The 22,248-nt window shown below is 65.9% G+C and carries 17 protein-coding genes; 9 read left to right on the top strand and 8 right to left on the bottom strand.

The window, feature by feature from the left end; all coding sequences use genetic code 11:
• The first annotated feature begins 629 nt into the window (after positions 1-629).
• Both EKM57_RS03360 and EKM57_RS03355 read left to right on the top strand, forming a co-directional pair.
• A complete protein-coding gene (locus EKM57_RS03360) occupies positions 630-2,339 on the top strand; it encodes a hypothetical protein (protein ID WP_165357159.1) in 1,710 nt (569 codons plus the stop codon).
• Positions 2,340-2,367: 28 nt separating this feature from the next.
• The gene (locus EKM57_RS03355) at positions 2,368-3,573 is read left to right on the top strand and encodes a hypothetical protein (RefSeq protein WP_129791077.1); all 1,206 of its coding nucleotides are present in this window, start codon (positions 2,368-2,370) and stop codon (positions 3,571-3,573) included.
• 45 nt (positions 3,574-3,618) lie between these two features.
• Here the strand turns inward: EKM57_RS03355 and EKM57_RS03350 are convergent, their stop codons facing one another.
• Positions 3,619-4,518 (bottom strand): LysR family transcriptional regulator, encoded by a 900-nt coding sequence (locus EKM57_RS03350; protein ID WP_129791076.1) that lies wholly within the window; start codon positions 4,516-4,518, stop codon positions 3,619-3,621.
• 103 nt (positions 4,519-4,621) lie between these two features.
• Between EKM57_RS03350 and ilvD the strand changes: the two genes are divergently transcribed.
• Positions 4,622-6,475 carry a dihydroxy-acid dehydratase gene (gene ilvD, locus EKM57_RS03345; protein WP_129791075.1) on the top strand — a complete coding sequence of 618 codons (1,854 nt, stop codon included), beginning with the start codon at positions 4,622-4,624 and terminating at the stop codon, positions 6,473-6,475.
• Positions 6,476-6,567: 92 nt separating this feature from the next.
• The gene (locus EKM57_RS03340; protein WP_129791074.1) at positions 6,568-6,819 is read left to right on the top strand and encodes a hypothetical protein; all 252 of its coding nucleotides are present in this window, start codon (positions 6,568-6,570) and stop codon (positions 6,817-6,819) included.
• A gap of 260 nt (positions 6,820-7,079) precedes the next feature.
• Here EKM57_RS03340 and EKM57_RS03335 read toward each other — a convergent pair whose 3' ends face one another.
• From EKM57_RS03335 to EKM57_RS03325, 3 genes are all read right to left on the bottom strand, one after another.
• A complete protein-coding gene (locus EKM57_RS03335; RefSeq protein ID WP_129791073.1) occupies positions 7,080-8,585 on the bottom strand; it encodes a bifunctional diguanylate cyclase/phosphodiesterase in 1,506 nt (501 codons plus the stop codon).
• Positions 8,586-8,807: 222 nt separating this feature from the next.
• Positions 8,808-10,328, bottom strand: a complete 1,521-nt coding sequence (locus EKM57_RS03330; protein WP_206185283.1) for an aldehyde dehydrogenase family protein — start codon at positions 10,326-10,328, stop codon at positions 8,808-8,810.
• Positions 10,325-11,131, bottom strand: a complete 807-nt coding sequence (locus EKM57_RS03325; protein WP_129791072.1) for a DUF72 domain-containing protein — start codon at positions 11,129-11,131, stop codon at positions 10,325-10,327. The genes EKM57_RS03330 and EKM57_RS03325 overlap by 4 nt, the downstream gene beginning before the upstream one ends.
• 126 nt (positions 11,132-11,257) lie before the next feature.
• Between EKM57_RS03325 and EKM57_RS03320 the strand changes: the two genes are divergently transcribed.
• A complete protein-coding gene (locus tag EKM57_RS03320) occupies positions 11,258-13,102 on the top strand; it encodes a DUF885 family protein (protein ID WP_129791071.1) in 1,845 nt (614 codons plus the stop codon).
• Between the two features lie 89 nt (positions 13,103-13,191).
• Here the strand turns inward: EKM57_RS03320 and EKM57_RS03315 are convergent, their stop codons facing one another.
• Both EKM57_RS03315 and EKM57_RS03310 read right to left on the bottom strand, forming a co-directional pair.
• A complete protein-coding gene (locus EKM57_RS03315; RefSeq protein WP_129791070.1) occupies positions 13,192-13,467 on the bottom strand; it encodes a hypothetical protein in 276 nt (91 codons plus the stop codon).
• Positions 13,468-13,723: 256 nt separating this feature from the next.
• Positions 13,724-14,464, bottom strand: coding sequence for a sulfite exporter TauE/SafE family protein (locus EKM57_RS03310; RefSeq protein ID WP_206185282.1), 741 nt, complete (start codon positions 14,462-14,464; stop codon positions 13,724-13,726).
• A 183-nt stretch (positions 14,465-14,647) separates the two neighbouring features.
• Here EKM57_RS03310 and EKM57_RS03305 point away from each other — a divergent pair, with 183 nt between their 5' ends.
• A complete protein-coding gene (locus EKM57_RS03305; RefSeq protein ID WP_129791069.1) occupies positions 14,648-15,121 on the top strand; it encodes an MgtC/SapB family protein in 474 nt (157 codons plus the stop codon).
• 127 nt (positions 15,122-15,248) lie between these two features.
• Here EKM57_RS03305 and EKM57_RS03300 read toward each other — a convergent pair whose 3' ends face one another.
• Positions 15,249-15,728, bottom strand: a complete 480-nt coding sequence (locus EKM57_RS03300) for an Lrp/AsnC family transcriptional regulator (RefSeq protein WP_129791068.1) — start codon at positions 15,726-15,728, stop codon at positions 15,249-15,251.
• Between the two features lie 104 nt (positions 15,729-15,832).
• Here EKM57_RS03300 and EKM57_RS03295 point away from each other — a divergent pair, with 104 nt between their 5' ends.
• Together EKM57_RS03295 and EKM57_RS03290 are read left to right on the top strand one after the other, a co-directional pair.
• Entirely contained in the window at positions 15,833-16,084 is a 252-nt protein-coding gene (locus tag EKM57_RS03295) for a DUF6356 family protein (protein ID WP_129791067.1), read from the top strand.
• Positions 16,068-17,108, top strand: a complete 1,041-nt coding sequence (locus tag EKM57_RS03290) for a YeiH family protein (RefSeq protein WP_129791066.1) — start codon at positions 16,068-16,070, stop codon at positions 17,106-17,108. The genes EKM57_RS03295 and EKM57_RS03290 overlap by 17 nt, the downstream gene beginning before the upstream one ends.
• A gap of 8 nt (positions 17,109-17,116) precedes the next feature.
• Here EKM57_RS03290 and EKM57_RS03285 read toward each other — a convergent pair whose 3' ends face one another.
• Positions 17,117-19,903, bottom strand: coding sequence for a DUF5695 domain-containing protein (locus EKM57_RS03285; RefSeq protein WP_129791065.1), 2,787 nt, complete (start codon positions 19,901-19,903; stop codon positions 17,117-17,119).
• A 108-nt stretch (positions 19,904-20,011) separates the two neighbouring features.
• Between EKM57_RS03285 and EKM57_RS03280 the strand changes: the two genes are divergently transcribed.
• Complete coding sequence (locus EKM57_RS03280) at positions 20,012-22,150, top strand: S9 family peptidase (RefSeq protein ID WP_129791064.1); 2,139 nt, start codon at positions 20,012-20,014, stop codon at positions 22,148-22,150.
• Positions 22,151-22,248: the final 98 nt, after the last annotated feature.

Raw genomic sequence — 22,248 nt, 5'->3', positions numbered from 1 at the left:
CTGCTATAACCCTTTGTGACGGCGATGGTTCGCTATGAAATGTAAAGAATCGTAAATGCAGTTCTCAAATAACTGCAACAAGACTATCGAGTGCTGCGCCCATCATTCTGGAGCAACCCTCTTATTTCTGCGGACACTCCACAGTGATTCGAAATAATTGATGCTTAGCGACTTCGCCTCTCAACAGTTCAGTTCCTGCCAAAAGGCCGACAGGGGTCCTATCGAGATGACCGATATTTGCCGCTCGTATCGCAGGACGATCTTGCCTGTCAATTCGTATCGAACCCCAAAATAGGGGCGGATTTCGGGGAGCTGTGCCATTTTAGAGATGACTCGTTGAGATGAGGTCCGCGCGGGAAACCGGAGAGCGCCGACCGGCCGTGCTCTGCTAGGGCCTCTCCACGGACCGGTCGGCCGGCAAGCTTGGCAGCACGCATTCTTGTTCAGGTCGCGGGCCAAGACAGGCCGGCCACGGGCAACGGACCAGCCCAGCCGTCAAACCCGCTGTTTGAATGCAAGAGCTTTGTGGCACAATGAGCCGACGAATCTCTGTCGGGGCATGCCGGGCATGTGGATCATGTGTGAAGCTCGGCCTGTGCAGCTTGATCGTCGTGGCAGGCGCGGGTCCGGTGCGTACGAGCAGGTACGTTAGGGTGATGCGGCACCCTCGCGACATGCCTGCCCCGGCCTCGGGCGGGCGGGCACTGGCCTATCAGACGTTCGCTCTCTTTCTCATCGCTCTGCTCGTCCGCCTGCTGGGGAATGGGAGCATGCCCGTTCACGTGGATGAGTTCTATCATCTACTTGCCGGCCAATCCTGGGCCGATGACGGCAGCCTCGCGATTCTCGACGGCGCCTACCCTCGCGCAGCCGGCTATACGGCGCTTACCGGTCTCACATTCCTCGTTTTTGGCGAGGCCGGCATGTTCGTGGCGCGGCTTCCCGCACTTCTCGCCGGAGCCTTGCTCGTCCCGATCATGTTCCATTGGACGGCAATAAACGTCAACCTGCGGACGGCATGGCTCGCCGCGCTGATGCTCTGCTTTGCGGATAGCGCCATCGAGCAATCTCAATTCGCCCGATTCTACACCTTGCACGCGCTCCTGATCTGGCTGGGCGCCACCGCCACATATGGAGCACTCTGTTCCGGGCGCCCGCTCGGGCCTTCCGTCCTCCGCCTGCTTGGTGCCGCCGTCTGCTATGTCGCCGCATTGCATCTGCAGGTGACGACCCTCATCCACTTGGCAGGGTTGGGCCTGTTCGTCGTCGGCTATGTCCTGACCCGTCCCGCCGCCATGTCGGCCATGTCGGAAAGGCGCTTCCGGTCCCTGCTGGTCGTGGCGGCCATCGCGCTCCTATTCGCCCTGGTTGCCCTCGGGGTCGCATCGCCCCTGGCGAGCGAGTTTCGCCAAACCTCGCTGTGGGCCGAGGAGCACCGGAACGATATTCTCTTTTATGCGCGCAATTTCGTCACGCGAATGCCGATCCTGACCGTGCTTGCGCTCGCGTCGGTTGGATTCGTTGTGTTGCGTCGGCTGCGGGCAGGCTATTTCTGCCTTGCGCTCATTGCGGTCCCATTCATCGCGCATTCGCTGGCGGGGATGAAGAGCTTCCGTTATCTTCTTTACGCCCTGCCCTTCTTTTTCGTCCTTGCGGCGATCGCTACCGATCTGATGCTATCGGCACTTTCCCGGCTCGTCGCGTCGCGATCGGCAGCGATGGACAGGATGGGTCGGGCGACGATTTCCCTTTCCGCGCGTCCGATCGTCACGACTGTCCTGCTCGGGCTCGTCGCTTTTGCCGCCATAGCCGGCAACTGGTCGATCGCGCGCAGCGTGAAGCGAATCGCGGTCGATGCGCATCAAGCAGCCATACGGCCCGCAAGCCTCGTTTCGCCGCCCCCCGATTGGCCGTGGCAGGGCGCATCAAGCGAGTTGCGCAACGCGATCGGCAATCCTTCATTGTTCGTAGTCGCCGACGACCTTCGGGCAGTCCACTATCTCGGAACATTCGATCTGCTGATAAATCGAAGCCGCATCAGCGACATCGTGCCGGCGGTGGAGTTCGGGCGTGACTTTCGAACCGGCCGCCGCGTCGTCGGCAGTGGCGCCCTGCTGGCAGAAATTGCGGCCTGCTATCCGGATGGCGCAATCTTGGTGCCGAATGAGCGATGGGGCGTTCACTACGCCGTCCCCCCGGACGTAACCCGCGCCATCGAAGATTTCGCCCAGCCGACCGGCCCGGGCGTGGAAGGTTTCCATCTGTATCGCTGGCGGCACTCACCTAGAGGCGCCCGATGTCCTTATCTTCGTGCCAGGATTGCGGACCGCTCTGCGTGATCATTCACCCGCTCCCGCAGGTCGATAGATGCTGTCGCTGATCCGATCCAAGTCGGTGGGCGCCAGCCTGGGCTTCGCCTTCGCGGGCGCCGCCTTCACCTTCGGCAATCTTCTCCTTGCCCGCGAACTGCCCGCCGCCGAATTCGGCCAGCTCGCGCTCGCCATCGCCGTCTACAACCTGTTCATCTGGCTTGCCCCGCTAGGCGTCGATCAGGTGCTGCTACGGCGTCGCCTGGATCCTGGACCTCGCTTGCTGCTGCGCGTACTCGCCTCATGCAGCCTTGTCGCGGTCTTCGCCTGCCTCGCCACGTCCGCCATCTATGGGCCTGCACTCGGCTTTACGATATCCCTTGGTACCGCAATCCTGGGCGGCGGGATGGCCATGGCCGCGGGAATGGGCCTTCGGCGACATGGCTGGGCCGCGCTTCCTCTCGGGGCGACCAACGTGGCGAGCTGGTCGCTCCTCATTGCGGGCGTGCTGGGCTTCGCCCTTCCGTTGGCGTCGGCGGTAACGCCCTTGATCATCCTGGCCGGCGCCGCTGCTGTCGCTGCCGCCCTGACCTGGGCCGCTCTTATGAGACATGGCCGCGTGGATGGAGCGGACCAGGACATCGTTCCGCGCGGAGAAGCGCTGTCACTGATGGTGGCCGCCGCGGCCGGGGCGCTGCTCGTGCAGATCGAGCGTTTCGTGATCCCGCATGTCCTGGACTATGAAGCGCTCGCGACCTTTGCCGTCATCGCCTCGGTGGCGATCTTCCCGTTCAGGCTGCTGCGGTCCGGCTCGAGCTTCGCGCTCGTCCCAAGACTTCGTGCCGCCTCCGAGAGGTCGGCCCGCTTCGGCCTGCTGATCGCCGAGGGAAAGTCCCTGGCCGCGACATTGCTGATCGCGTCGGTGCTCGTCGTCGCCCTGGCGCCCACCGTTGCATGGGTTCTGACCGACGGCCGGTATGAGCTGGAACGACCGATACTATTCGCCGCCTGCCTCAACGGCATCGCGAAGCTCCTCGAAAGCGTGCCTCAATCGGCCGTGGTCGCCTGTGGAACCGCGCCGGAAGTGAGACGGCTCAGCTGGATGAGCTGGGTGACCATCGCCGCCAGCATTCTCGGCGCATGGTTCGGCGCGCGGTGGGGGCTCATGGGCCTGATCTGCGGGAGCGCGATCGGCTGCGTCATCGGCAGCATCCCGAGCGCCCTGCTGGCACGAAAGGTCGTGGCGCGCGGCTTTATCGCCTAGGACCCAGATCCAAATGTAGAGATGACCGCGATCGGCCGGAGGCGTCTACCGTTGCGCCTCGGCTATGGCGATCAACGAGGACAAAGTCGCGCTGTCATCCGCCTTCCGCCAGGCGAGTCCCGTCTCGAGGCAGGGCGGCTCCGAGGCGAGACCGACATAGCGCACTCCCGTTCGGGCGAGATGCCGGAGCGAGGCCGGAACCAGCGCCAGGCCCATGCCGGCGGAGACCAGGCTGATGATGGTCTGCATCTGGATGGCCTCCTGCCGGATGACCGGCTGGCGTCCCCTGGAACGGTAGAATCCCAGCACGAGATCGTGGAAGGCCGGCGACACGCGTGAAGGGAAGATGATGAGCGGTTGATCCATCCAGTCGTCGCCTTGAAGGCTCTCGCCGGCCATGGACAGGCGGCCTTCCCCGATCCAGGCTTCCGGGACGGCGGCGACGAGCGGTTCGCGCAGCAGCGGCCGATAGTCGAGCGGCGCCGGCAAGGCAGGCCGGGTGGAGATCAGGATGCCAGCATCGAAGCGGCCGCCGAGCAGCGCTTCGATCTGCACGTCGCTGGTCGCTTCGACAAGGGTGACCTCGACGTCGGGGAAAGCCGCCGAATAGCTTTGGACCAGCCGCGGCAGCACGCTGTAGTCCGCCGTGCTGACGAACGAGAGGGCAAGCCGTCCCGCCCTTCCGTCCCGCAGGCGACGCGCGATGTCCGGCAGCTCCGCAACCTTCTCCACCGCCGGGCGGACATGTTCCAGCCACTGCCGACCGAAGGCCGTCAGCGCGACGCTGCGCCTGGACCGCGTGAACAGCGCCGCGCCGAGCTCGCGTTCCAGTGCCATGATCGACTGACTGAGCGGCGGTTGGGTCATGCCCAGAAGGTCCGCGGCCCGCCCGAAATGGAGCGTCTCCGCGACCGCGAGGAAATGGCGAAGCTGGCGCAAGTCCATCTGATATGCCCTGCGACCTTCTACTCCATCTATAATATATTTCTCAACTCAATCCCAAATCGGTAAGGCTCGTGGAGCAGTCGCCATTTTGCAAGGACAGGCCGTGCCTCACTATCGTTCACGCACCAGCACCCACGGCCGCAACATGGCCGGCGCGCGCGGCCTGTGGCGCGCCACAGGCATGACGGACGAGGATTTCGGCAAGCCGATCATCGCCATCGCCAACAGCTTCACGCAGTTCGTGCCTGGCCACGTCCACCTCAAGGACCTCGGCCAGCTCGTCGCGCGTGAGATCGAGGCCGCGGGCGGAGTTGCCAAGGAATTCAACACCATCGCCGTCGATGACGGCATCGCCATGGGCCATGACGGCATGCTCTATTCGCTGCCCAGCCGCGACCTGATCGCGGACAGCGTCGAATATATGGCCAACGCGCATTGCGCCGATGCGCTCTTGTGCATCTCCAACTGCGACAAGATCACGCCGGGCATGCTGATGGCGTCGATGCGCCTCAACATCCCGACCGTCTTCGTCTCGGGCGGGCCGATGGAAGCAGGCAAGGCAGACATTCAGGGCCAGACCGTCGCCCTCGACCTCGTGGATGCCATGGTCGCCGCCGCCGACGACAGCTACACCGACGAAGAGGTGGGGGTGATCGAGCGGGCGGCCTGCCCGACCTGCGGCTCCTGCTCCGGTATGTTCACCGCGAACAGCATGAACTGCCTGACCGAGGCGCTCGGCCTTTCGCTGCCCGGCAACGGCTCCGTCCTCGCCACCCATGCCGACCGCGAGAAGCTGTTCCGCGAGGCGGGGCACACGATCGTCGATCTTGCCCGGCGCTGGTACGAGCAGGAGGATGCCTCCGCTCTGCCGCGCAGCATCGCGAGCTTCGCGGCATTCGAAAATGCGATGAGCCTCGACATCGCCATGGGCGGTTCCACGAACACGGTGCTGCACCTGCTCGCCGCGGCCCATGAAGGCGATATCGGCTTCACCATGGCGGACATCGACCGGCTCTCGCGTCGGGTGCCCTGCCTGTGCAAGGTCGCGCCGGCCAAGCAGGACGTCCACATGGAGGACGTCCACCGCGCCGGCGGCATCATGGCCATTCTCGGCGAGTTGGAGCGCGCGGGTCTGGTCGATGCCAACCTGCCGACCGTTCATTCGAAGACGCTGGGTGACGCGCTCGAGCGCTGGGACATCGTCCGCACCGAAAGCGAGAGCGTCCGCCAATTCTACAAGGCCGCGCCGGGAGGTGTCCGCACCACCGTCGCATTCAGCCAGAACAACCGCTGGAAGGAGCTAGATCTCGACCGGGAGGCCGGCGTCATCCGCGCGGCGGCGCATCCCTTCTCCAAGGATGGCGGCCTCGCGGTGCTGTACGGCAACATCGCTCCCGAGGGCTGCATCGTGAAGACCGCGGGCGTGGACGAGAGCATCCTGACCTTTCGCGGAACCGCACGCGTCTACGAGAGCCAGGACGCCGCTGTCGCCGGCATTCTCGGCAACGAGGTGAAGGCAGGCGACGTGGTGGTCATCCGCTATGAGGGGCCGAAGGGCGGGCCGGGCATGCAGGAAATGCTCTATCCGACCAGCTACCTGAAATCGAAGGGCCTGGGAAAAGCCTGCGCCCTCGTCACGGACGGGCGCTTCTCCGGCGGCACGTCGGGCCTCTCCATCGGCCATGTCTCGCCGGAGGCTGCCGAAGGCGGACTCATCGCTTTGGCGAAGACGGGTGACCCCATCCTGATCGACATCCCGAATCGCATCATCAGGCTCGACGTGGACGAAGCCGAACTCGCGGCGCGCCGTGACGAGATGGTCGCGCGAGGCAGCAAGGCCTGGAAGCCCTTCGGCCGCAAGCGCAACGTCTCTCCGGCGCTCCGCGCCTATGCCGCGCTCACCACCAACGCGGCGCGCGGCGCGGTACGGGACGTAAGCCAGGTAGAGAAGGACTAGGCGCAACCGCGCGCCTTCTTGCGGCGGCAGCAGGCCGAGCCCTGCTGGTCACGGCGGTGGCTCGGCCCGATGTTGTTCGTTATATGTTCCGCATGTCCGATTCGCGTATCACCGTCTCCGTCGACGAGCTTTCCAAATCGATCGCCATCTGGCTCACTGTCGTAGGACAGCGCCGGCCCGGGCTGCTCCGAGACCTTTGGACCCGCACCGGAGAGGCACGGGACCAGGTCAAGCGCGAGCACGCACGGCACGAACTCGCCCGCTATCTGGCCGAGAAGCTGGCCATGTCCGGCCACGAAGTGACGCGGCAGGCGACTGGGAACGACGCTCTGATGCAGGAATGAACGCGGCGTAATTTCGTTGAAGGCCGGTGGACGCACGGCCCGGTTGTCCATGGGCCGGCACGGGTTGCGCATAAAATTGCGCGATAATGCCTGCATGGGATTGCCGCGAGCATGGCCCGAAATTCCGCTTGCTGGCGGTGGACCCGGCCGGAAGCGAATCCGAGTCGGATGGAGGTTCAAGATAGCCGCGTCCGCCGCCTGAGATCCGGTTGCGGCCCGCCTTCCGCTCGACTCCAGGGGAGGAGATCGCCCTATGGCGATCAGGCCGCGTCGGAGATGGCGGACGAGCGCCGGGCCTCGAGCCAGGCGGCAATCTCGTCGGCCGGCATGGCGGCGGCGTAATGATAGCCCTGAAGGGCATCGCAGCCAGCCTCGAGCGCGATCTGCTCCTCCTCGGCGCAGGAAATCCCTTCGGCCACGACCTCGAGGCCCATGGCATGTCCCAGTGTCGCGGCGGCGCGAATGATGGCGACGCTCTGATCCCGCTCGGCCAGGTCGATGAAGCTGTGGTCGAGCTTGATCTTGTCGACCGGAAAGGTGCGCAGACAGCTCAGCGAGGAATAGCCGGTGCCGAAATCGTCGAGGACGATCCGGAAGCCCGCTCGGCGCATCTCCTGCATCGCCTGGGCGCAGAGCGTCCCGTGCTCGATGAACAGGCCTTCGGTGATTTCGAGCTCGAGCTGGGTGGGATCGACCTCCTCCTCGCCGGCGATGCGCCGCAGCGTCGCGGGCAGCGCCGCCCCCCGAAACTGCACCGGCGAAAGGTTGACCGCGACAACCAGGTCGGGCCAGCGCCGCGCGACGCGGCAGGCCTCGCGAAAGGCGATCAGGCCGATCTCGTCGATGATGCCGCATTCCTCGGCGATCGGAATGACTTCGGCGGGCGGCAGCGCCCCCAGAATCGCATGATTCCAGCGCAGCAGTCCTTCCAGTCCGACCGGCGCACCGCCGCTGTCGACGATCGGCTGGAAATGGAGGTGCAGCCCAGAGCCGTCGCGAAGCTCTGTGCGCAGGCTGCTCTCGATCTGGTCTCTTCGCTGGACGTCGGCGTCCATCGCCTCGGTGAAAATGCGGAAGCAGTCGCGGCCGGCCGCCTTCGCGCGGTACATGGTGATGTCGGCCTTGCGCAGCAGCTCGGAGGCTTCGAATACCTCACGGCTGGCGAAGACCGCGCCGATGCTGACCCCGACTCGCGCCTCGCGATCGCCGATCACGAAGGGCTTGCGGATGACCTCGATGATCCTCTCGCACAGGCGACGAATGTCGGCCTCACCCTTGGGGCTGATCTGCACGATCGCAAACTCGTCGCCGCCGATCCGGGCGACGGTGTCGGTCTCGCGAACCAGAGAACGGAGGCGTTCGCCGACTTCCTGGACAAGCCGGTCCCCGGCATTGTGCCCAAGCGTATCGTTGACCTGCTTGAACCGGTCGAGGTCCAGCATCAGCAGAGCGACCTGCTCGCCCGTTCGGCGATATCGGGTCAGCGCCTGGCCGAGACGATCCTCCAGCAACGCGCGGTTGGCGAGGCTCGTCAGCTGATCGTGAAGGGCCAGATGCTGGGCGGCGGCCTCGCGATGCTCCAGTTCCTGGACCAGCTCCACGAGCGAACGGTGAAGGAGCGACATGACGAGAATGACCGCGACCGCGGACGTCAGCGCGATTGGCCAGATCGTGTCGAACAGCTCGAGCCCCTGGCGGGCGCCGTCGCGCACGACAGTGACGGTCGCAAAGTTCGTCAGGACGAGCGTCGCGACAGCTGCAGACACGATTGGCGGACCAATCTTGCGCGAGTAACCCACCTCGTTCTCCCCGAGGGCCGGGGAAATAGCAGGTGCGCGGTTAACAAATCGCTCAGAACCTCGATCAACAGTAGATCGGATCGCCTGCTGCGAAGCCGACTTCAGGACCGGCCTGAAAAGGCGTTCAAAACAGGTGGTTATGCCCGGGTACCCGGTCGGAGCAGCGGTCAGAGCAGGCCGGACGACCCTTCAGGCGACGGGGAGCGAGAATTCGATTCCCTGGGCGAGGGGCAGGTCGCGACCATAATTGATCGTGTTCGTGGCGCGTCGCATATAGGCGCGCCACGCGTCGGATCCGCTTTCGCGGCCACCGCCCGTCTCCTTCTCTCCGCCGAATGCGCCGCCGATCTCCGCACCCGACGGGCCGATATTGACGTTGGCGATCCCGCAATCGGATCCGGCGGCCGACAGGAACAGCTCCGCTTCGCGCAAATCCGTGGTGAAGATCGCCGAGGCAAGGCCCTGCGGCACCGCATTGTGAAGGGCGATCGCCTCGTCCAGCTCGCGAAAGCCGAGGACGTAGAGGATCGGCGCGAAAGTTTCGCGCATCACCACGTCGGACTGGCCCGCCATCTCGACCAGAGCCGGCCGGACATAATAAGCGTCGGGCCAGCTCTCGGCGTGAAGGCGCTCGCCGCCAGTGACGATGCCACCCTGCGCTCGCGCCTCCGCAAGGACCTTCTCCATCGCCTCGAAGGCCATGCGGTCGATCAGGGGTCCGACCAGCACGCCCGGGTCGAGCGGATTGCCAACCGGGATGCCCGACCAGATCCGCTTCAGCCGGGCGAGCAGCGCGTCCTTGATATCGTCATGGACGATCAGGCGCCGCAGCGAGGTGCAGCGTTGACCGGCCGTGCCGACGGCGGCGAAGGCGATGGCGCGCTCGGCGAGCTCGAGATCGGCCGAGGGGGTGACGACCATGCCATTATTCCCGCCCAACTCGAGCAGGGTCCGGCCGAAGCGGGCGGCGACGCGGGGGCCGACTTCGCGGCCCATCCGCGTCGAGCCGGTCGCCGAAACCAGTGCCACGCGCGGATCGTCCACCAGGGCCCCACCCGTCTCGCGTCCACCGTGCACGACCTCGAGCAGGCCGGCGGGCGCATCGCCGAAACGCTCGGCGGCGCGGCGGAACAGGGCCCCCACCGCCGCGGCGGTGAGCGGCGTCTTCTCCGACGGCTTCCAGACGAGGCTGTCGCCGCAGACCAGAGCGAGACAGGCGTTCCATGCCCAGACCGCGACCGGAAAATTGAAGGCCGAGATCACCCCGACGACGCCGAGCGGATGCCAGGTCTCCATCATCCGGTGGCCGGGCCGTTCGGTGGCGATGGTGAGACCATAGAGTTGACGGGACAGGCCGACTGCGAAGTCGCAAATGTCGATCATCTCCTGGACCTCGCCGAGGCCCTCCTGGAGGATCTTGCCCGCCTCGAGGCTGACCAACCGCCCCAGCGCCGCTTTCTCCTCGCGCAGCGTCTCGCCGAACAACCGTACGAGCTCGCCGCGGCGGGGAGGCGGCACCAGCCGCCATTGGAGGAAAGCCTCGTGCGCGCGGCCGATCGCGGCCGCGACCGCCTCGCCGTCGGCGGCGTCGACACGGCCGATCGGTCCGCCGTCGATCGGCGAGCGCGATTCCCAGGTGCCGGCGGTCGAATCGACTCCCAACCCTTCCAGCAACGTCTTCGCCTCGACGGCGGAATCGAAAGCGGTCAAGGCGCGCCGCCTCCCACCCGCTCGATCAGGCCCTGCGCCGCGAGAGGGTTGCGGACCTTGGCACCGCTGATGACGAAGGCGAAGACTTCACGCGGTTGCTTGGGTGCGGACGAATCTCCGGCATAATCTAGGCCCGGCGGCGCTTCGCCGTCCGCCCAGCCGCGCAAGGTCCGGGCCCAACGGTCCAGTTCGGTCCCGGAATAGCCGGCCGGCTCGTCCTCGCGCGTGCGCTGCAACCGGGCATAGACGAAATCCGAGGTGAGATCGGCGATCTGCGGATAGGTCTCGTGATCGGCGAAGACGATCGCGACTCCCGCTGCCTTGGCGATGGCGACGAATTCGGGATTGCGGAAGGTCTCGTGCCGCACCTCCAGCGCATGCCGAAGCGCAACTCCGTCCTGGCTGGCGGGAAGCAAAGCGAGAAAGGCGCCGATCTCATCGGGATCGAAGCGCTTGGTGTGCGCGAGCTGCCAGAGGATCGGGCCCAGTTTGTCACCAAGGTTGGTGAAGCCTTGAGCGACGAACCGGCCGATCGCCTCGCCGGCATCGCCCAGGACCTTGCGGTTGGTGCAGAAGCGCGAGGCCTTGATCGCAAATTTGAAGCCGTCCGGCACCGCCTTGCCCCAGCGTTCGAACAGCTCGGGCGACTGCAGCTTGTAGAAGGTGGCGTTGATTTCCGTCGCGGTCAGATGAGCGCCTGAATATTCGAGCTGCTTCGTCTTCGGCAGGCCCGGAGGATAGAAGGTCCCCCGCCAGGGATCGAAGTCCCAGCCACCGACGCCGACGTGAATCGATCCAGTCACCGCCGTCCCTTATCTGCCGCCGCCGCTGCGCGGCAAGGGCCGTTTCCATCTTCTGCCCTTGCGCCGGCGGGCCGGAGGTGGAAGCAATCCGCATCGACGACTCAATTCGGGGAGCGGGATTCTTCCATGGACAGACGGACCTTCATCGGCGCGCTCGGCGCGACCACCACACTCGCTTTTGCCGGCGGCCTTCCGGCGCGGGCCTTCGCCCAGGCGGCAGCACAGACGGCCGGTACGGCCGACGCCCGGCTCGCAAACCTGCTCGAGCGCATGTTCTACAACGTGATGGAGACCTCTCCGGAATTCGCCACTCAGTTAGGCCTCGATACGGGCGAGCGCGCGGGACTACGATCCGAGCTCTCCGATTATTCGAGCGCTTCCCAGGCGCGCGACCTCGCCACCTTCCGGGGCTATGATCGCGAGCTCAAGGCGATCGATCGCAGCCAGCTCTCCGAGGCGAGCGCGCTCCATTACGATACGGTCGGCTTCCTCGGCAGCAATATCATCAACGGCCTTTCCAACTTCAACTACGGCAATAACAGCATCGGCTATTCGCCTTATGTGATCAGCCAGCAGGACGGCGCCTACCAGAACGTTCCGGACTTCCTCGACCAGCATCACCGGGTCGCGAACGCCGCCGACGCCGACGCCTATCTGGCGCGGCTCGAGGCCTTCGAGACCGCGCTCGACCAGAATTCGGAGAAGCAGCGCGAGGATGCCGGTCGCGGAGTCTTTGCCCCGTCCTTCTGCCTCGACACGGCGCTCGACCAGCTGCGCGCGCTACGCCAGGTCCCGGCGGCCGAGTCGATCCTCGTCACCTCGATCGAGCGCAAGGCGCGCGAGGCGAATGTCGGCGGCGACCATGCCCGACGTGCGCAGGCGATCGTGACGGAGCGGGTCTACCCGGCGCTGGATCGCCAGATCGCCCTCGTCGAGGAGCTGCGCGGGCGCGCGACCGACCAGGCCGGCGTGTGGCGGCTACCGCAGGGCGCCGAATATTATGCCTCCGCCGTGCGCTCCGCGACGACGACCGACATGAGTCCCGAGGAGGTCCACCAGCTCGGCCTTTCGCAGGTCGCCGACATCCAGTCGCGCCTGGCCGAGATCTTGCGGGCGCAGGGCGTGGCCGGCGCCGACGTCAGCGCCCAGCTGACGACGCTCAACAACGATCCCAGCCAGCTCTATCCCGATACGGACGAGGGCCGCGAGGCCCTGCTCGCCGACCTCAACCGCCAGATCGAGCAGGTCGACGCCCTCCTGCCCCGCGCCTTCGCCTCGCTACCGCGGGCGCAGATCCGCGTGGTCCGCGTTCCAGAATTCATCCAGGACGGCGCCCCCAACGGCTATTACCAGTCCGCGCCGTTCGACCTGTCGCGTCCGGCGCTTTATTATATCAACCTCAAGAGCACCCACGACTGGCCAAAATACGGCCTGCCCTCGCTCACCTATCACGAGGCGATGCCGGGCCATCACCTGCAGATCAGCCTGGCTCAGGAAAGCCGGGACACGCCGATGCTGCTCAAGCTGAGCCCGTTCGGCGCCTATACCGAGGGCTGGGCGCTCTATGCGGAATCGCTCGCCGACGAGCTCGGAGTCTATGAAGGCGACCCGCTGGGCCGCGCCGGCATGCTCCAGTCCCTGCTGTTCCGCGCGGCGCGGTTGGTCGTGGACACCGGTCTGCACCACAAACAGTGGACCCGGGAGCAGGCGACAGACTATATGGTGCGGACCACCGGCTTCCCGGTTCCGCGCACGCAGCGTGAGATCGACCGCTATTGCGCCTCGCCGGGCCAGGCGTGCAGCTACAAGGTCGGCCACACCGTCTGGCTACGGCTGCGCGGCGAGGCCGAGCAGGCGCTGGGCGACCGGTTCGATCTCAAAGCGTTTCACCAGATCCTTCTGAAGGGCGCGCTGCCGCTCACCATCCTGGAGCAGGAAGTGGACCGCTGGGTGGCCTCGCAGCAGGCGTAGTGGACCGGGTGGCCGGAACCTCGATGCGTCATCCTGACGGAAAGCCAGGATGACGCACAGGGAGGTGTCGATAGCTTGTCGGCCGCCGCCTAGATGAGGATCAGGGCCGCCGCGTAAGCGGCGCCGCCGAGGGTCGCGGTCGCGACCATCCAGAGGCCGATATCGTAGAGCAGGTCGTCGAGGCGCAGCGCCGTGAAGCCGCGCGACTGGAGCGCCTCGCCGACCGACATGGAGAGCGCGCCGACCGCGACATAAGCGAGCACTTCGACGATGCCGAGATGGACCATGCCCATGTAGAAGGGAATGGCGACGATCACCGCGAGCATCGCCAGCGCTTCGAGCCAGAGATCCGCCTGTGAGTTCACGTTCCGCCTTCCCAGGATGTGTGGCCGCGCCCGCTGAGTTGGAGCCCTCCCCCATCCGGAAACCCGCCTGCAATGGAGGATGTGCCGCGCCGCGCGCCGCCAGCCTCCTATAACGCGGGACCGGGAGGCCATCAACCGACGGGTGGGACGTTCTCACGTTGAGCCGGCGCGGATGGTCTCGAACGCGGGTGAAGTCGCAGCCGGTCACTCGGCCCAACTGATGTCGACTGGACTTCGCACAGGCGCTCCGCCCGATTCACTGCAGCAGCAGCTTGAGGCCGGCAATGACCAGCACGGCACCCAGCGCCTGCAACAACCGTCGGCGCGGCAGCCGCGCGACGCCAAGCCACGTGCCGACCACCGCGCCGGCGGCAACGGCTCCGACCAGGATCGGCAGCTCGGGGGGCAGGTGACGCATGCCGGCGGCGTTGCCGAGCAAGCCGGCGGCGGAATTGAGGAAGATGAAGGCCGCGGCGACGCCCGAAGTTCGGCGCGCATTCTCCCAGCCGAACAGGATGATGAGCGGGCTGAGAAAAATGCCGCCGCCGGTGCCGGTGAGGCCGGCGAGCAGGCCGAGCGCGGCGCCGGCCGGCAGGCTGACCGCGAGCGGGGGCGCATGGGTCGCCCGGGCGGCGAGCCGCTCGGGCTGCCAGAACAGGCGGACCGCCGCGGCAAGCAGCATCATGCCGATCAACGGACGATAGAGGCCCGGCGAGAGCTCCATGCTGCCGCCGAGAAACGCGGCCGGAACCGCCGTGACCGCGAAGGCGGCCAGCAGGCGCCAGTTGGTCTGTCCGCGCCGGGCGAAGCTGAACGCCGCAAAGCCGGAGACGACGAGATTGAGCGCCAGCGCCGTCGGCCGCATCGTCTCGGGCGCGACCGCGAACAGGGCCATGATCGCCAGATAGGCGGAAGCGCCGCCATGCCCGACCGACGAATAAAGCGCGGCGGCGATCGCCATCGCCAGAGCGATCCAGACGAGCATGTCGCCGTTCAACGGCCGCGCCTCCGCCGTTCGCGCTCAGGATCGAGCCGGATCATGCCACCTCCTCCGGCAACGTCCGGACCTGATCACGGGCATAGGCAAAAGGGCGGCATCAGGCCAGAAGGGGGTCTGTAGAGGGTGGGGCACCGGGATGGCGGACAACGTTCTGCCTCTCGGGCCTGCGGGAGGACGAAGATGGACGACGTGATGGAGCTGCTCGGCAGGGACGATTTCAGCCTGCTGCCGCATATGTTCGCGCTCGCGCTCGCTTATGCCCTGGCCTTCCCGATCGGCTGGAACCGCGAGCGCGAGGAAAGAAGCGCGGGCCTTCGCACCTTCCCGTTGGTCGCGGTGGCCACCTGCGGCTTCGTCCAGGCGGCGGAATCGCTGACCGTCGACAGCCCGGAGGCGATGGCCCGGATCGTCGAGGGATTGATCACAGGCATGGGATTCATCGGCGGCGGCGCCATTCTGCGCCTCAAGGATTCGGTGAAAGGGACGGCGACGGCGGCAAGCCTGTGGGTGACCGGTGCAATCGGCATCTCGGTGGGCCTCGGCAGCGCGGATGTCGCGGTGATGCTGTCGGTTGTCACCATCGTCACCTTGTGGGTCCTTTCGCCGCTCAAGCGCGACGAAGGCGAAAGGGAGGAAGCTGGTAAATCGCAATGAGTCGCTCGGCCTCACTCCTGCCTCATCAGGCCCAAGCGATCGCCGCCGCCTCCGGTGCCTTGCGCCGGCCTTCCGAGGCAATGCAGTATTAGCCTGAGCAGAAAGTCTCGCTGACGCGCCGGCGGGGCTACAGCCCGTCCAGAGGTACCCGCGTCGTACACTTGATCTGCTCCATCGCGAAGGCGGCGCTGACGTCGCTGAGCGGGGCCGCCTTGATCAGCTTCTTGTAGATGCGGTCGTAGTCGCTGATGTCGGTGCAGACGATCTTGAGCATATAGTCGATCTGCCCGCTCATGCGGTAGAATTCGACGACCTCGGGGATGAGCTTCACCCCCTCCGCGAATCGTTGAAGCCAGCTTTCGTCATGCTGCGACGTGCTGACGGAGACGAGCGCCGTCACGCCGAGACCGAGCCTGTCGCGATTCAGCAGGGCAACGCGCCGCTCGATGATGCCGGCTTCCTCGAGGCGTTTGACCCGCTTCCAGCAGGCGTTGGCGGACAGACCGACGGCCTCCGACAATTCGCCGAGCGAGCGGTCGGCATCTTCCTGGAGCGCATCGAGGATCCTGATGTCGAGACGATCGAGCTTTCCGGATCTTGCACTCATGGCGAAAGGAATCTCCCGTTCCGGTTAGATTGGCGACAACTTTGGGAGGATCGCTGCCGAACACGCTGCTATTGTCCACCTACAGAATAGCGAGGAGCCGGCCGATGCGAAATCCCTTTAGCGATCATCCTGCCGCGGTGGGAGAGAGCTATGCGGAGCATCTGCTTGCCGCGGCGCGGTTCGGAATCCGGCTGATCGGCGCCGGCCTCGCCTGCCTGGTACACGGCCTGCTGCCCTTCCTGTTCGAGCGAACGGGGAGCAATGCCGTGACGGCCTTGTCTTCTGAGATGAATGCGCGCCGCCCCGGCGCGAGCAAAAGAGAGATAGGCGGGCGGGCGCATGGCGCCCGTTCCTAGCCCGGCAATCGGCAGCGGCACGGTCGCGACCGCCGCGCGGCGGGCAGCCGGCTACGCTCCCGGCCTGTTGCTGGCCGTCGCCATCGCCTGGGCGGCGCGATTGCTGGACGGCACTTTCGCCCTGCCGTCCGTGTTTCTCGCCCTCGCCTTCGGCATGGCCATGGCCGGCCTTGCCACAAGAGGACCGGCGGAGCCGGGCCTCGAGATGGGAAGCCGGGGCGTGCTTCGGCTCGGCGTGGCCCTTCTTGGCGTCCAGGTGACGTTCGCCGACCTCGCCGGACTCGGACTCGGCTCGTTCTTCCTGGCCGTCGGCGCCGTGGCTGTAACCTTGTGCGCTGGCTATCCGCTTGGGCGGGCCGTCGGCCTCGGCCGCGGACCGGCATTGCTCGCCGCCGGCGGCGTCGCGATCTGCGGCGCCTCCGCCATCCTGGCGATTGCGGCCGTGCTGCCGAAGAAGGAAGCCGGCAGCGAGGATGTGGCCGCGACGGTCGCGGCGGTGACCATCCTCGGGACGGTGGCCATGATCGCCTATCCCGCCCTCGGCGCAGCCCTGGGCCTGGGGCCGACGGAAATCGGAATCTTCCTAGGCGCCACCCTGCACGAGGTCGTTCAGGCGGTGGGCGCAGGCTTCAGCGTTTCCGATCCTGCCGGCGAGACCGCAACGGCCGTCAAACTGATCCGCGTCGCTTGCCTTGCGCCGGTCGTCATCCTCGTGGGCTGGGCAGCGCAGCGTCGGGTGGGCGGGGGTTCGACCGCAAGAGTGCCGATCCTGCCTTACTTCCTGGTGAGCTTCGCCGCTTTGGCGACCTTGTCTTCGCTCGGCCTCCTCCCCCAATATGGGGTCGACGCGCTGACCGAGGCTTCACGCTGGTGCCTGCTGATCGGCATCGCCTCGCTTGGCGCGAAACTCTCCTTCGCGCGATTGTGCGCGGTCGGTCCCCGCCAGATGCTGGCGCTGCTCCTCCAGAGCGTCCTGCTCGCAGCCTTCGCGCTGGCCGCCCTGATCGCCATGTCGAGAGGATAGCCGGCGCGCTAGGGAGCGGCTGGCGACTCACCCCCGGTCGGCCTCAATTCGACGGTCGTGGGCGAGGAAGTGAGGCCGATGACAAAAGCGCCGCGGACTTGCGGCAGGTCGCCTGCCGGCCGGTAAAGTCGCTTGCCGGCGGCCGTCGTTTCGACGTTCAAATAAGCCCTGGGCGTATGCGGGTCTGCCGGATCGAGGTGGATGCGCACGAGGCCGCTCGCGGCATCATAATCGACGCGCCGGAATTTCCCCGCGTCGAGCGTCAGCCAGAGGCCTGCCGGCGCGACGAACAATCGGCTTCGGAAGCTGTCCCGCGGGACGATGCCGACTTCGGTCCCGTCACGCTCCACTTCACCGCCATAGCCGATCCAGCCGAAGGTCGGATGGTCGACGAGGTAAGATGCCGTCGCATAGGCATGCCCGAAGAAGCTCACGCCATAGTCGCCGCTATAGCCGTCGAACCGCATCATGTCGGGATTCGCGTGAAAGGCCGCCGAGGCGAAGCCCTCGCGGTCGATATTGGAAAGCGATCCCATCAGCCCGCCATAAGCGACGCGCAGCAGATATTGGTCAGTCGGATCGCGGCGATAGGAATCGAACAGGGGTATGGCATTGTTGGAGGATCCGTAGTGGTGGATCTGCCGCTCCAGACGCCTGGTCTTACCAGCGTAAACGAAGTCCCAGTAGCGGCGCGCATTGCCGTTATAGCCCCAGTGGGGAAGCGTCGGGTCGTAGCCGAGGATCACCTCGCGCGTGAGCTCCGCTTTCTCGTCGTAGCCGAAATGGCGCATCCAGGCATAAACTTCGGGCTGGCCGGTCGAATCCCACGGCATCTCGCTCCCGAAGGGATAAGTCTCGGCCGCCCAGCGTTCGGCACGGGCGCGCATGACGGATTCGAGCGCGCGAGCTTCCCGATCCATCCCCTCGCGGCGCAAGTCTCGAAGGATGTCGACATAAACGTCGCCTTCCATCTGTCCGAACTGTGCGTACCGGGGCGCGAGGCGGACCATGGCGATGGCGGTTTCGTAGGCGCGGTCCAGATACCATTGCCAGTCATGCGCCTTCACCAGGCCTTCGTGGTAGCGGGCCAGCCGGTAGAGCACCCAGTGGGCAGCCGCCACATGGACATAATTGAACGATCGGACGACCGAATGGGCCTGCTCCCGGTCCCATGAGGCCCATGTGCTCCAGTCGATGGAGGGGTCGTAAGCGAATTCGGGCAACTCTTCCGGATCATGGAAGAAGAGACTCTTTCGCACGCCGAAGGCATTCGGGCCTTCGTTGATCTGGAGGCCGCCGTCGAGCGTCTCGGTGACGAATCGCTCGATCTTGGCGAGCTCCTCGGGATCCGGCGCGCCGAGCTGCTTCATGACCGCCGCAAGCCACGAACCGGCCCCGCCTTCGTCGCTGAGCCCCGCGATCCAGGCGCGCGGATCCTGCAGGACGATGGCGCCCGCCTCCTTGTCATAGCTCATGATTGATGGGCCGCGCCCGAAGGGATCGGCCGGGTCGTCATACCATTGCCGCGTCGTCAGGAATCGCCCCATGTCCGCGACCGCCTCCGCCGCCGGCTTGGTCACGAAATAGTGGACGGTCTGCACCGAGCCGTCCTCATGATCGATTCGCAGCCTGGCCCGGCCCCACATGCGCCCACGCAGCCGGTAGCGGCGCCAGCCGTTGACCGGCGGCGCTTGCCCGATCTCGATCGCACCGGCCGGCTCGCTGCTGACGGCGCGGACGCCTTCGGGAGCATTGAGGAAGAGGTCGGCCCCGAGATCCATCGGCAACACGTAGCCCGGCACGCCGACCGCCACGGGTCGATCCTGAGCAACCAACGTGTCCTCGATTTCCCGAATGGAGGGGGAGAGCACGAATCGAAGGCCGATGTCGCGCGTCTCGCCGGGCGCGAGCGTCAAGGTGGTGGGCTCGTTCCATTGCCGGGCGCCCCTCCACTCGTCTTCGGCGAAGGCACGACTGGCAACCATCCAGTCGTAAAATCCCTCGAAAGTCTGCGCACGCTCGGTCGCATCGTTGAACATCGTTGGACGACCGTCGGCGCCCTTCTCGTCGAGGATCGGCTTGTAGGCTTCGAACGGTGTGCCGCGCTCCGGCAGGACGAGCAGCACGGGACCCTTTCCGTTGAGGCGCGTCACCTGGAGAAAACCGGCGTCCTGCCCGATATACGGATCGGCAAAGCTCGCTTGCTCGTGGGCTTCGGCCAGAGACCGTCCGGTGAGGATGTTGTCGAAGACCATCGGGATGCCGAGGCCGCCAATCTCGACCGCCCGATCGGCCCGATTGACGAGGCGGAAGCGGAGCACGAGCCGCCCCTCCTCCGCCGCCCAGCGGCGTTCGATGCGCAACGGCATCGTCGCGCCCAGAGTGGGCGTGAGGTCCGCCGCCGCCAGGATCGTTCCGCCCGCCTCGAGCGGGCGCACCGGCGCACGGCGAAACGCCGTCGAGAAATCCTGCCACGCTTCATCGCCGGCGAACCTCAGCTTCAGGTCGAGGTCACCCAAATGATAATAGCCGTCACCCCGCCGCTCTGCCCGCCGCCCGGCAGGGGCAAAGTCGAACCCATCGGCCCCTTTGGGCGCGAGCGAAATCAGGGTCTGCGAAGTGCGATCGAGGACAAGCGCGAAGTCGCGCGTCTCGAGGCGTATCTCTGTGCTCGGGCTTCCGGCTTCGGCCTCAGGCGGAGCGGCGTCGATCGCCGCCAGCGGACTCGCCGTGCCCGCGAGCAGCGCCATCAGCGCTGCCGCGACCCCACCGCGCTTGAAACGCCTGCGCACCATTCGGGCCTGCTCCCCTCTTCGCGACCATCGGGCATAGCCCCCGACCTTCAAATAGCATTGTCGCTTGTCGGAATAAAGTATACGAACTTGCTGCAGAGAGGGGGATCGATGACGAGGCGCAAGCTGAACATCCGACACGCCGCGGCTCTCGCCGCTGTCCTGTTTCAGGCCGCAGCGGCTGTCCCGGGCCAGGCGGCGCCGCAGCCGTCGCCGCAAGTCTCCACCCTACCACAACAGCCAGTGCCGCCGCCGGAGGCCGGCCCGCGCTTCACCAGCGCAGACCTGTTTCACCTCCGCTCCGCATCCGATCCCCAGCTCTCCCCAGACGGTCGTTCGGTGCTGTTCACCGTACAGCATGCGGATCGCATCGGAGCGCCTTACACGCGGATCTTCATGCTGGATCGCCGCACCGGCGTCTCACGGCCATGGGGCAGCGCGGAAGGGATCGAGGGCGGATCTCCGCGCTGGTCGCCCGATGGCTCGAGAGTTGCCTATCGAAGCGAGAATGGCTTGGTGATCGCGAACGCCGACGGGTCGCAATCGCGACCCTTCGCGAGCATCGACGCCACCAATCATCCGCTGCCGCGCGCCAGTACTGGCTTCGCCTGGTCGCCGGACGGGAGACGGATCGCCTATGTGTCGGCGGTCGCGGCGACCGATCCGCCGATGGAAGCCGATCCGATCGTCATCACCCGCTACTGGTATCGTCCGGCACGCGGATGGCCGGAACGCTTCAACGACAATAAGCGCCTCCACCTCTTCGTTGCCGATGTCGCCACGGGCGAAGTCACCCAACTCACCCAGGGCGACAATTACGAGCATTCGCTCGACTGGGCACCCGACAGCCGCACCTTGCTCTATCTGGCGAACCCGGAATTGGACCCCGATAGCACGCACAATTACGACATCTACACGATCGACGTGGAAACGAAGTCGGTCAGGCGGCTCACCGAGACGCGGGGCGTGGAATATGCCGCGCGCTGGTCGCCTGACGGGCGAACGATCGCCTTCCTGGGCCTGATGCGGCCCGTCACTTCGTCCGAAACCAACATGGAAGAACCCCATGTCTGGACGATCGATGTGGAAACCGGCCGGCGCGAGGAGATCGGCGCGGTCGTGGACAGCGTTCAGGGCACCCCTTCCTGGTCGCCCGACGGCCGCTGGCTCTACACGACGGTTCAATCCCGCGGCACGGTGGGCCTCTATCGAATGCCGGCAACCGGCGGCGTGGCGAAACGGGTCGGCCCGGCGGACTCGGAGCGCGGCTCCGTCGGCAGCTTCGCGGTCGCGGCAAACGGGGACGCGATCGCTGCGATGGCGACGCCCGGCGACCTGCCGCAGCTTCACCTCCTGCGCCCTGCACGATCCGAGAGATCGGCGAAGCTCACCGAGCTCAATGCCCACCTGCTCGGGCGCAAGCAGATCGCCGAGGTCGAGTCCTTCACCTTCCGGACCTATGACGACCGGGAGATCGAGGCCTTCCTGACCAAGCCGATCGACTTCGACGCGAACCGCAAATATCCGATGATCGTCGTTATCCATGGCGGACCCCATGGCCAGCAGGGCCCCGCCTTCACGGCCAAGACGCAGGCGCTCGCGAGCCGAGGCTACGCTTCTCTGATGGTGAACTATCGCGGATCGACCGGCTACGGCCAGAGCTTCACCAACCTCATCGCGCGCGATCAGAATGGCGGGGAAGCGATGGACATATTGGCGGGCGTCGACGCGGCTCTGGCCCGACATTCGTGGCTCGACGGCGATCGGCTAGGCGTGGAAGGCGGCAGCTATGGCGGCCAGCTGACCAACTGGCTGATCACCCAGACCCCGCGTTTCAAGGCGGCGATACCCTGGGCGAGCATCTCCAACCTCGTCAGCCACAATTACATGTCCGTCTATCACGATTATCTCGAGCAGGAATATTTCGGCAAACCGCATACCGGCGGTATCATGGACATGCTGTGGCTGCGTTCTCCGATCCGATTCGTCGATCGGGTGCGCACGCCGGTGCTGCTTAGCCATGGCGACGCGGACCTGCTCGTGAACGTGGCCGAGATCGAGCAATATTTCATCGCCCTGCGCGATGTCGGCGTCGAGGCCGTCATGCTGCGTTACCCCCGCGAGGGCCATGGCATGCGCGAGACCCAGCATATCGCGGATTTCCTGGACCGGTCCCTCGCCTGGTACGACGAGCACCTGACGGCCACCAGCCCCGCCGGAGCGCAGAGGCAGGAGCCGCCAGGGTCCTAGAAACCGACCTTAAGACGCCTGCCTGACGATATTAGGTCTATTGTTTGCGGCGTTTTCGACCATTTGGATGACTTCGGCGCGTCTTTGTCCCTGGAGGG

Origin of the sequence: Sphingosinicella sp. CPCC 101087, from assembly GCF_004151485.1 — a bacterium.
Taxonomy (GTDB): Bacteria; Pseudomonadota; Alphaproteobacteria; order Sphingomonadales; family Sphingomonadaceae; genus Allosphingosinicella.
Note: the sequence above shows the minus strand (reverse complement) of the source record. Positions and strands in the feature narration are given on the sequence as shown.